This window comes from Acinetobacter sp. 766875 (genome assembly GCF_000582055.1).
Taxonomy (GTDB): domain Bacteria; phylum Pseudomonadota; class Gammaproteobacteria; order Pseudomonadales; family Moraxellaceae; genus Acinetobacter; species Acinetobacter nosocomialis.
The window spans coordinates 1-10905 of the sequence record NZ_JEXX01000039.1; the positions used below are offsets into that span (position 1 = coordinate 1).

Below are 10905 nucleotides of genomic sequence, written 5' to 3' on the forward strand. Positions count from 1 at the left end.
GTAAACTCATGTCCCATTGGTAAGCCTGCAAAGAACACACGAGGCTGTTCACCTGCTTTAGCCACACCAAAGCTTGGACGACGTGTATTGTTACCGTCAAAACGGGCTGTTACTTTTTCAGAAAGCTCAGCGATTTCAGTTACTAATTCTTTAATTTGGGCAGCTTTATCTGATTCATCCAAAGCAGCAACTAATTCGATTGGACTTTCTAAACGTTCTAGGTAAGCTTTTAATTGAGTTTTAATGTTTTGATCTAACATCTGTTTTTACTCCAATGCATCCAAATTCTTTCAATAGATGCATAGTACGTGAAAACAATGAATAGGTAAAACAGTATGTTTTTATGTATTTAATCGGTTTTTTGAATGTTTGTTTGATTTAGGCATGAGTTGAAAATATTAAAAAGAGAATCTCAATCTCATTTTTACTTTTGCGGTATTTTAAAGTGAAAGTGTTTGAAAATTTATATATGTTATATGGCTGTAAAGATTTTATGTCATAACATTAAAAGGTAGTTTCATGTCATTGCAACGCGGTATTTATCAGCATTATAAAGGTAATCTCTATCAAGTTTTTTCTGTAGCAAAACACAGTGAAACTGAAGAGGAATTGGTCGTTTATCAATGTTTATATGGTGATTATTCAACTTGGGTTCGACCACTTAATATGTTTACTGAAACCGTCCAAATGAGTGATGGTAGTGTCGTACCGCGTTTTAAATTAATCCAAAGTACTTAAATAAAACAGCTGTCATATAAAGAAGGAGTAAAATAGATGCCAAATACTATTTTCTTACAAAGAGTTGCTGATTTATATGACACCTTTAAACAGCATGACTCACAGCAGCCTGATCGTTTACAGCGATATCGCAATATTGAAGTAGAGTCTGCAAAATTACTCTCACAATTTATTCGTATGCAGCAAGCCAAAACTATTTTAGAAATTGGCACTTCGACAGGTTATTCAACTTTATGGTTAGCTGAAGCTGCTCAGGCAACTGGAGGGCAGGTGACCACAGTTGAAATCGATGAAAAACGAAGTGCAGAGGCAAAACGCCATGTAGCTGAGTTAGAGCTCAGCGAAATTGTTCAATTTTGGGTAGGAGATGCAGCCGATTACTTAAAAGAAGCAAAAGAAACATTCGATTTTATTTTGTTAGATGCTGAACGTGATGTATATGAAAGTTATTGGCCAGATTTAAAACGATTAATTAAGGCTAAAGGTGGTGTTTTAGTGGTTGATAATGTGATATCTCATGCAGCAGAAGTAAATCCTTTTTTATCTTTGATTAAAAAGGATGCAGATTTTATGAGTAGTATTTTGCCTGTAGGTGCAGGTTTATGTTTAGTGGTCACAAAATAGTTTTACTGAAATAATTTCATATTCCAGTCGCGGCCTGTTTTGAGCAGGCCTTTTTTATAGTTGTTATGAGGCAATCACCAAAGAAAGTCGAGTAAAGTGCAAATTAAATTCTAAATATTTATGTACAAAAGCAGCTTTGTCTGTTGAACGTAATAAGTTGTCATAAACAAACTCAGGGACAGGATGATATAGATCTCCAGAACCGTCGCTATAAAAGATTTTTAAATGACGCGATGTAGCATTATATTTCCATGAAGTGACGACCGCTGTATTCACCATAAATGCACCCCTTTATTTCATATCAAACTTACTCAAAAATTAACTAGTTGTTTATTTGACATTACTCAATGTTTAAGTAACGGGGAAGGGCAGAATTGTAAAAGTATCAGTAGAAAATGTGATGTGCTTATTCAAAACAAAAGAACCATCCGATAAAGGATGGTTCTTCGAGTTTTTAAAATCTAAGAGAGATTAGATTTTACCAACTAGGTCGATAGATGGAGCAAGAGTAGCTTCACCTTCTTTCCATTTAGCTGGGCAAACTTCACCTGGGTGAGAGTGTACGTATTGAGCAGCTTTTACTTTGCGAAGAAGTTCAGATGCGTCACGACCGATACCGCCAGCGTTGATTTCAACGATTTGGATTTTACCTTCTGGATCGATAACGAAAGTACCACGGTCAGCTAAACCTTCAGACTCAATTAAAACGTCGAAGTTTTTAGAAAGAGTCCAAGTTGGATCGCCAACTAATGGGTATTGAATTTTCTTGATCGCGTCTGAAGTGTCGTGCCAAGCTTTGTGAGTGAAGTGAGTGTCAGTAGAAACACCGTAGATTTCCACGCCTAATTTTTGGAATTCAGCATAGTTGTCAGCTAAGTCTTCAAGCTCAGTAGGACAAACGAAAGTAAAGTCAGCTGGATAGAAGAATACAACAGACCATTTACCTTTAAGGTTAGTTTCGTTAACTTCAACAAATTGGCCGTTGTGGTAAGCAGTTGCTTGGAATGGTTTAACTTCAGTATTAATCAAGCTCATCATTGTCTCCATGATTGAGGTTTATATTTAAACTTGTTTACGAGATGTAGAATAAATAAAAATTCTTTATTGGGGAAATAGTATTTTTACATGACTAAAATCGGAAAATTGAATAAGTGGAAAATTTCCGATTTTTAAGTCCCCAAATACTGTATTCGATTTGACTGCAAAAACATGTAAATCAAATGACAGTTATAGTAAAAGAAACTTGCCTAACAACATGAAGTTTATCTAGATAAAATTCAAGGGTAAAATTTTAAAAAATTAAAAATATATAAAAAACCAACTGTTTTACCTGAGGGGCATTAAAGCGTAAAATAGAGGATTGTTGAATTTTCAGGAAAATTTATCTGTGCTGAATGGTTTAAATATAGATCAATGGGTGATGGCGAGAGATCGTTACCGTTTAAATCGTTTGCGTAAAGATAAAAAAGCCGATACTTCAGAGATTGAAAAATTATTTGAACAGTCTAATGCAAAAGTTAGACAGCGTTATGAACGTTTACCAAAAATCAAATTAAATCAGGACTTACCTGTTACCCAATATGCTGACCGTTTAATTGAGGCGATTCAAAAGCATCAGGTCATTATTGTGGCAGGGGAAACAGGCTCAGGGAAAACTACTCAGCTTCCTCAAATTGCAATGTTAGCAGGGCGTGGTTTGACCGGTATGATTGGACATACCCAGCCACGTCGTTTAGCTGCACGTAGTGTGTCGCAGCGTATTGCAGAAGAAGTCGGCGAAAAGCTTGGCGAGTCTATCGGCTTTAAAATCCGTTTCAATGAACAAGGTTCACAAGATTCGATTGTAAGGTTAATGACTGACGGTATTTTACTTGCCGAGTTAGGCAATGACCGTTTTCTGTCCAAATATGACACCATCATTATTGATGAAGCGCACGAGCGCTCACTCAATATTGATTTTATTATGGGCTATTTAAAGCAATTGTTGCCAAAACGCCCAGATTTAAAAGTCATCGTGACCTCGGCAACTTTAGATGTAAATCGTTTTAGTAATTACTTTAATGATGCGCCTATTTTTGAGGTAGAAGGTCGTAGCTATCCGGTCGAAGTACGTTATCGCCCAATTTCAGAGATGAATATTGGCGGTAGTGATGATGACGAGTTCGACGATTTTGAAGAAAACCTTCCGCGTGCCGTCGTACAAGCTGTAGAAGAATGCTTTGCTGATGCCGAAGAAAAAGGCCATCCAGAACATGCAGATATTCTGATTTTCTCAAGTACTGAACAAGAAATTCGAGAATTACAGGAAACTTTGCAAAAATATGGGCCAAGGCATACCGAAATTTTACCTTTGTATGCACGCTTAGCCGTTTCCGAGCAACAAAAGATTTTTAGCCCAAGTGGAAAGGGCCGCCGTATTATTATTGCCACGAACGTTGCAGAAACTGCACTTACTGTTCCAAATATTCGCTACGTGATTGATAGCGGTTTTGCACGTATATCTCGTTATAACTACCGCTCACGTGTGCAACGCTTACCAATTGAGGCAATTTCGCAGGCTGCCGCCAATCAACGTAAAGGGCGTTGTGGTCGTATTGCTCCGGGTGTGTGTATTCGTTTATATAGCGAAGAAGATTTTTTAAGCCGTCCCGAATTTACCGAACCTGAAATTAAGCGAACCAATTTGGCATCGGTAATTCTGCAAATGCAGAGCTTAGGCTTAGGTGAGCTAGAAAACTTCGATTTCATTGAGCCGCCAGATTTCCGTCTAGTCAATGATGGTCGTAAGCTACTCATTGAATTAGGTGCGCTAAACGAGAAGAAAAACGAACTGACTAAAGTCGGTCAAATGATGGCCCGTATGCCGATTGACCCTCGACTCGCACGTATGATTGTGGGAGGAGCTCATTTTGGTGTGCTTAAGGAAATTTTGGTGGTGGTGAGTGCACTTGCAGTGCAAGACCCACGTGAGCGCCCAGCCGATAAACAGATGCAGGCTGACCAAAAGCATGCCTTATTTAAAGAGGCTGATTCTGACTTTCTGTTTTATTTAAAACTTTGGGATACTTTAAATCCTAAAGGTGAAGCAGGGATGTCGGAAAACAAGCGTCGTCAATTTGCTAAGCAGCATTTCTTAAGCTGGTTACGGTTACGTGAATGGAAACAGACACACCAGCAGCTAGTCGAGCTGGCCGAAGGTTTAAAACTTAGTTTTAATGAAAAACCTGCAAATTATGAAAACTTGCACCGTGCGTTGCTGACCGGTTTATTATCGTTCATTGCCAATAAAACTGATGAACGTAATACCTTTATGGCGGTGCGTCAGCAAAAGGCTAAAGTTTTCCCTGCGAGTACGTTGCATAAAACCAATACTGCGTGGGTGATGGCTTTTGAGATGGTGGAAACATCTCAGGTCTATTTACGTACATTAGCAAAAATTGATCCTGAATGGATTTTGCTTGCTGCACGCGACTTATTGAAATACCACTATTTTGAGCCGCATTGGTCTAAAAAAGCCGGTATTGTAAATGCTTATGCACAAATTTCATTGTTTGGTTTAATTATTGAACCGAAGCGTTTGGTTAATTTTGAGAAAGTTGACCAACCTGCTGCCCATGAGATTTTCTTACGTGATGCATTAACCACAGGAAATCTGGGGACAGTTCCACCATTTTTAAAACATAACTTGCTTAAACTTGAAGAAGTAGAGCGAGTTGAAGATAAATTACGTCGCCGCGATTTAGTGGTCGATGAAGAAACGATTTATCAGTTCTATGCCTCTAAAATACCTGAAGAAATCGCAAGTCGCCGTAGTTTTGAAGACTGGCGTGCAACGGTAGAAGCAAAAAATCCGCGTTATTTATATGTAGAAGATGATGCGCTTTGGCTCAATGACCGTCCGACCACGCAGCAATTCCCTGATCATTTACATAATGGTCAGTTACGTTTGGCAACGACATATCGATTTGACCCAAGTCATGATGAAGATGGCGCAACGGTTCAAATTCCGGTACAGGCATTGCCGCAAGTTGATGAAAACATCTGGTCTTGGGGTATTCCAGGCTGGCGTTTAGATTTAATTGAAGCGCTATTAAAAGCTCTACCAAAAGATAAACGTCGTAATATAGTGCCTATTCCTGACACAGCTCGTAAGCTTATGCAGGGCATTGATGCGGTACATTTGCGACAGCATATTTTTAGCTATCTTACATTTGCTTTACGCGGTGAGCAAATTACCGATAAAGATTTTTCATTTGAACGAATAGATCCGTATTTGGTGCCTTTTATTAAGGTCATTGATGAAAAAGGTAAATTAATTGCCAAAGGCCGTGATTTAGCTGAGTTGAAAGCTCGCTGTCGTGTTGAAACTCATCGTCCAGTAAAACAGCAAAAAGGCGAGTTTAAGACTTTCCCTGAAAACTTTACCTTTGAAGCTTCACAAAAGGTGACAGGTGTTGTTGTTAAACAATATCAAGCTTTAGTACCGACCAAAGCTTTTGCTGAACTTGAGGCGAAAGATGAGTCTGGTGTGGTTATACAAACCTTTAATGATCAGTCAGAGGCGATTAAACAGCATCGCGAGGGTATTATTCGTCTGGTCCATATGCAGCTTGGTGATTTGGTTCGCCAGTTGAAAAAGCAGATTTCAAAACCACTTGCGCTTCCTTATTCACCTTTAGGCGATAAAGCTAAGCTTGAGCAGATGCTGGTCTATGCAACATTGCAGATGGCAATCACGACTTTGCCAATTAATGCTGATGAATTTAATCAACTTGTAGAACAAGTCAAAAAGCAATTTTTGAGTTATGGTCAGCAAGCACTTGAGCAGTTAAGTGATATTTACATTCAATGGCAGCAAATTCGTCGTCAGCTTTTAGTACTTGATCCGGATGTGTTTGGACGCAGTATTGATGATATTGAAGATCAGTTAGATCTCATGTCACTTGGTAACTTTGTTTACTGCCAACCAGTCGATCTTTGGCAGGAATATCCGCGTTATTTAAAAGCGCTGCTATTGCGTTTAGACCGATTGCCAAATAATCTACAGCGAGATCATGCCGCTATTGATGATGTCGATCCATGGATGGACAAGGTATTTAAATTCAAAAACGATCCAAGAATCAAAGAATTGTATTTGATGTTGGAAGAATTTCGCATTTCTTTATTTTCTCAGCCGATGAAAACCAAGATGCCTATTTCACCAACTCGACTGCAAAAGTTATGGGATCGTTTGGGAATCAGTTAAGATAGATCGGGGTTTGTTTATGCGTTTGTTCAGCCTACAACGCAATTTATAAATGAAAGATTAACAGACCCTATTCATTTTTTTAGGAGTTTTACATGGGCATTCGTATCACAGGTACTGGGTTATTTCACCCAACAGAAATCATTTCTAATGAAGAACTGGCCGACAGTTTAAATGCTTATGTGGAACAATATAACCAAGAGAATGCAGAGAAAATTGCAGCAGGTGAACTAGAAGAATTACGTGGTTCTAGTGCTGAATTTATTGAAAAAGCTTCTGGTATTAAGCGCCGCTACGTGATTGAAAAATCGGGTATTCTTGATCCAACACGTTTACGCCCGCGTTTGTCTGAACGTTCAAATGATGAACTTTCAATTCAAGCTGAATGGGGCGTTATTGCTGCAAAACAGGCAATGGAAAATGCTGGGGTAACTGCTGAAGATATCGATGTTGTAATTTTGGCCTGTTCAAATATGCAGCGTGCTTATCCCGCTGTAGCAATTGAAATCCAGTCGGCACTTGGTATTCAAGGTTATGCCTATGACATGAACGTTGCATGTTCAGCTGCTACTTTTGGTTTAAAACAAGCAGCAGATGCAATTCGTTCAGGCGCTCGCCGTGTTTTATTGGTGAATGTTGAGATTACTTCTGGTCACCTAGACTACCGTAACCGTGATTGTCACTTCATTTTTGGTGATGTTGCGACCGCTTCTATTATTGAAGAAACCACTACTAAAACTGGTTTTGAAATTTTAGATATTCATTTATTTACTCAATTTTCAAACAACATTCGCAATAACTTCGGTTTCTTAAACCGTAGCGAAGATGCAGTCGTTGACGACAAGTTATTCCGTCAAGATGGCCGTAAAGTCTTTAAAGATGTTTGTCCATTGGTGGCAAAAATCATTAATGCCCAGTTGGAAAAAATGCAGTTAACTGCAAACGATATTAAGCGTTTCTGGTTACACCAAGCTAATGCCAACATGAATGAATTAATCTTGAAATATGTGGCTGGTAAAGATGCAGATCTAAGCCGTGCACCAATTATTCTAGATGAGTTTGCCAATACTTCTTCAGCAGGTGTAATTATTGCTTTACATCGTACAGGCCATGAAGTAGATGATGGTGAATATGGGGTGATTTCATCTTTCGGTGCTGGCTATTCAGTAGGCTCGATTGTTGTACAAAAGCATGTTGCTTAAGTTACTAGATTCATTAAAAACGCTCGTAAGAGCGTTTTTTATGGTTCAAAAATAATAAAGCGAACCAAAATTGGCCCGCTTAACTTAAATCAAAAATAATTAAAACTTTTTAGTATAGTTTACAAACAAGCGATCTTCACCAAAGTCATTGCCATGTTTAACGTTGTAATCAATTCGAATGTATTGCAGGGCAAGACCTTTTAAGAAAGGCTGCTGAAATGCATAGTTTAAAATCACATTCGACTCGGTTTCGTGGTTTTTCTCGCCATTGGCTGCTTTAAAATCATTTCCGTAAACATATTTCACCATCGCGTTTAAGCCTGGAACGTAATCTTTAAAGTCGTAGCCGTACATAACGTGGTAAGACTTTTCATCCTCTTTAAAGAAGCCAGTGGCATTCCAGTTAATGAAATAGGTCTCTGGCAAAAAACCATCCGGTAATGGATAGGCTGACTCACCCATAATTTGTTGGTACCCCAAACCAAAGGTATGATTTTTTACTTTAAGTGTTTCTAGTACTCCAATGTTTTGCGCGTCGATATCAAAAGCATTGCCGTCATCTTTCGCATTGAAGTATTTAAACTTAGAGGTGAGGGCAAAATTAGGTTGTTTCCAATTATGCTCAAGTCCTACATAGTGTTTATTGTAGAGATCTTCCAAATTACCAAAGTAATATTCACCCTTGAGTGACGGCGTAAATTGATAGCGCAGATCAATGTAATTTAAACCATCAGATTCTTTGGTAATGCCATTTGAAGTGAAAGAAAACTTTTTAAAGTCTTCTTCATTTCGTGGCGACACTTTTTCAACCCGACCAATTTCAGCGTAAAGCTGATCTGAAAGTTGTGACTTAAGATTGGTTCCCCAATAAGAAGCAAGTAATTGGCGGCTGGCATCCACAGCTGTTACAGGTAAATCTAACCAGAGTTCGCCTACACTTAATAAAGTTTTGTCATAACCCAGCTTTAAAGTTGCACCGTATTTTAAGAAGTCGGATGCTTGTGATTGAGTTTCTTTATTAAAAGGCAAAACTGTGTCCGCAACGTGTTTGTCTGAACTTAAACGCACGGCATATTGAACAGAAGCATCAGCTCCAATGGTTATAGGCTTATCTACTATGACTAGTGGAGTGTCATGCATTTTCGATTTATAAAATAATGACGCTGCTTGAGACCAGCTACCTGTGTCTTTGAGAGTGTCATTGTCAAAATTACGGTTGATATAGGCATTTTTTAGCGTGAACTTCCATTCATCTTCACTTTGTTGAGTGGTGTCTGCTGCCCATAAACTTGAGCTAGTCAATAAACCTAATAATGTGGCTATTGCTAAATTACATGGTTTAAAGCGGTGTAATAATTCCATAATCCATTTCCAAAAAGATGCGCCAATCCTCGGCGCATTTGTGTTTACTGCTGGGTAAGCGTGTTTTGAGGGTTAAAAGTTGATGGCGTTTGTGCGGTAACAGAGGCTTTTAGATTGACCATAAATATTGCAAGTGCAGCAATCACACCCGGAATTGCAATTGCTAAGAAATTCATTTGGTGAGGAAGCTCAAGTGTGAGTAGCGCTCCAGTTAAAACTGGTCCAATAATCGCACCGATACGGCCAATTCCAGAGGCCCAGCCCATGCCAGTTGAACGAAGTGCCGTCGGATAGAACTGGGCAACGAAAGTGTAGAGTAAGATTTGAGAACCAATTGTGGCAGCACCGGCAATCGCAATCAGGCTATATAAAATAAATTGTGGACTATTAATGCCAAGCAGAATTAAAGCTGCTGATCCCACAATAAACATAATGGTAATAACAGGTTTTAAATGGAATCTATCTGCCAAAGCACCACCACCAATTGCCCCCACCATGCCGCCAATATTGAGTGCAAACAGGAATAACATGCTCGCACCTAATGAGTAGCCCGCTTGGAGCATGAGTTTAGGTAACCAACTTCCTAAGGCATACACCATGAGTAGGCACATAAAGAAAGCAATCCAGAACATAAATGTGCTGAAGGTACGACCTTGTTGGAAAAGCGCACGGACCGGGGCATCGGTTGTGGTGCTTTCATTTAACACCAGTTGTGTATTGGCGTTTACCTGAGTTTCTGGCGCAATTTTACTCACAATACTTTTCGCCTGCTCGCTATGGTTTGATTTCACTAAAAAGGCGAGAGACTCTGGTAAAAACTTCCAGATGAGTGGGAGCAGTAAAAGAGGAATACCCGCAATTAAAAACATGATTTGCCAGCCCATATCTTTAACCAGCCATGCACCGAGTAGAGCAGATGTCATGCCGCCAATTGCATAGCCACTAAACATGATTGCGACTAATGTACTGCGGATTTTTTTGGGTGCGTATTCAGTCATAAGTGCGACCACATTTGGCATAACGCCACCAATCCCAAGACCTGCGATAAAGCGCAAAATAGCAAACTCAGTTGGTCCTTTGGCAAAGGCACCTATAAAGGTAAATCCGCTAAATAAGGTGACACAAATCAGGATAGTTTTTTTACGCCCCAGTTTGTCTGAAAGCGTACCGAAAATCATGGCACCAAACATCATGCCGAATAGAGCGGCACTGGCGAGTAAACCAGCTTCTACCGCAGTTAATGACCATTGCTGCATTAACAGAGGAAGAGCAACCCCATAAATAACTAAATCATATCCATCAAAAATAATAATAAGTAAGCACCAGATTAAAACTTTCCAATGAAAAGATGTAAAACTGGCTTTATCAATTAACTGGCTTTGTTGCATAAAGCCTTTGACGGCAGAGTTTTCCTAAGTTGCTAAAATTTAGGTTACAACTTGGGTATGAGGTCTGCCTAATTCTGTAAATTTATTTAATACGGCTACGCGTGCATGGATCTCATTCACTTGGCTGTCAAAATTCCTAGCACTGAGTTTATCGCCTAATAACTTGATGCAATGCATCTTAGTTTCAACCAAACTTCGCCGATGATAGCCTGACCATTTTTTCCATAGTGTGCTGCCTAAACGTTTAACTGTTCGAAGTAATTCATTTCGCTCTAGCGAGCTGATCTTTGTATCTTTCCATGGTTTCGCATTTTTTCTAGGTGGAATCACCGCATGCGCTTGCCTA

Annotated in this window: 10 protein-coding genes; 4 read left to right on the top strand and 6 right to left on the bottom strand. The window is 39.2% G+C overall.

Annotated features, from left to right (window positions below):
• Nucleotides 1-260: thioredoxin domain-containing protein (locus J576_RS18875; protein ID WP_033855737.1), on the bottom strand; the 260-nt coding region annotated here is incomplete at its 3' end.
• 259 nt (nt 261-519) lie between these two features.
• Between J576_RS18875 and J576_RS18880 the strand changes: the two genes are divergently transcribed.
• Together J576_RS18880 and J576_RS18885 are read left to right on the top strand one after the other, a co-directional pair.
• Nucleotides 520-738, top strand: coding sequence for a DUF1653 domain-containing protein (locus J576_RS18880; RefSeq protein WP_002049517.1), 219 nt, complete (start codon nt 520-522; stop codon nt 736-738).
• Between the two features lie 36 nt (nt 739-774).
• Nucleotides 775-1362 carry an O-methyltransferase gene (locus tag J576_RS18885; RefSeq protein ID WP_002049513.1) on the top strand — a complete coding sequence of 196 codons (588 nt, stop codon included), beginning with the start codon at nt 775-777 and terminating at the stop codon, nt 1360-1362.
• Nucleotides 1363-1425: 63 nt separating this feature from the next.
• Here the strand turns inward: J576_RS18885 and J576_RS18890 are convergent, their stop codons facing one another.
• Together J576_RS18890 and ahpC are read right to left on the bottom strand one after the other, a co-directional pair.
• A complete protein-coding gene (locus tag J576_RS18890) occupies nt 1426-1641 on the bottom strand; it encodes a KTSC domain-containing protein (protein WP_002049514.1) in 216 nt (71 codons plus the stop codon).
• 192 nt (nt 1642-1833) lie between these two features.
• On the bottom strand, nt 1834-2397 hold the full coding sequence (gene ahpC / locus J576_RS18895; protein WP_002049519.1) for an alkyl hydroperoxide reductase subunit C: 564 nt from the start codon (nt 2395-2397) through the stop codon (nt 1834-1836).
• Between the two features lie 352 nt (nt 2398-2749).
• Here ahpC and hrpA point away from each other — a divergent pair, with 352 nt between their 5' ends.
• Together hrpA and J576_RS18905 are read left to right on the top strand one after the other, a co-directional pair.
• Nucleotides 2750-6607, top strand: a complete 3858-nt coding sequence (hrpA, locus tag J576_RS18900; protein WP_002049516.1) for an ATP-dependent RNA helicase HrpA — start codon at nt 2750-2752, stop codon at nt 6605-6607.
• A gap of 95 nt (nt 6608-6702) precedes the next feature.
• On the top strand, nt 6703-7809 hold the full coding sequence (locus tag J576_RS18905; protein WP_000512836.1) for a beta-ketoacyl-ACP synthase III: 1107 nt from the start codon (nt 6703-6705) through the stop codon (nt 7807-7809).
• 99 nt (nt 7810-7908) lie between these two features.
• Here the strand turns inward: J576_RS18905 and J576_RS18910 are convergent, their stop codons facing one another.
• From J576_RS18910 to J576_RS18920, 3 genes are all read right to left on the bottom strand, one after another.
• A complete protein-coding gene (locus J576_RS18910) occupies nt 7909-9171 on the bottom strand; it encodes an OprD family outer membrane porin (protein ID WP_002049520.1) in 1263 nt (420 codons plus the stop codon).
• A 44-nt stretch (nt 9172-9215) separates the two neighbouring features.
• Nucleotides 9216-10559 (bottom strand): aromatic acid/H+ symport family MFS transporter, encoded by a 1344-nt coding sequence (locus J576_RS18915; RefSeq protein WP_002049521.1) that lies wholly within the window; start codon nt 10557-10559, stop codon nt 9216-9218.
• A 39-nt stretch (nt 10560-10598) separates the two neighbouring features.
• On the bottom strand, nt 10599-10905 hold a 307-nt coding region (locus J576_RS18920; protein WP_033855602.1), incomplete at its 5' end, for an IS5/IS1182 family transposase.

Bases quoted from the DNA above. Each gene is read 5' to 3' on its own strand.
- J576_RS18880 (WP_002049517.1), top strand. From the start codon at position 520: ATGTCATTGCAACGCGGTATTTATCAGCATTATAAAGGTAATCTCTAT.
- J576_RS18885 (WP_002049513.1), top strand. From the start codon at position 775: ATGCCAAATACTATTTTCTTACAAAGAGTTGCTGATTTATATGACACC.
- J576_RS18890 (WP_002049514.1), bottom strand. From the start codon at position 1,641: ATGGTGAATACAGCGGTCGTCACTTCATGGAAATATAATGCTACATCG.
- ahpC (WP_002049519.1), bottom strand. From the start codon at position 2,397: ATGAGCTTGATTAATACTGAAGTTAAACCATTCCAAGCAACTGCTTAC.
- J576_RS18905 (WP_000512836.1), top strand. From the start codon at position 6,703: ATGGGCATTCGTATCACAGGTACTGGGTTATTTCACCCAACAGAAATC.
- J576_RS18910 (WP_002049520.1), bottom strand. From the start codon at position 9,171: ATGGAATTATTACACCGCTTTAAACCATGTAATTTAGCAATAGCCACA.
- J576_RS18915 (WP_002049521.1), bottom strand. From the start codon at position 10,559: ATGCAACAAAGCCAGTTAATTGATAAAGCCAGTTTTACATCTTTTCAT.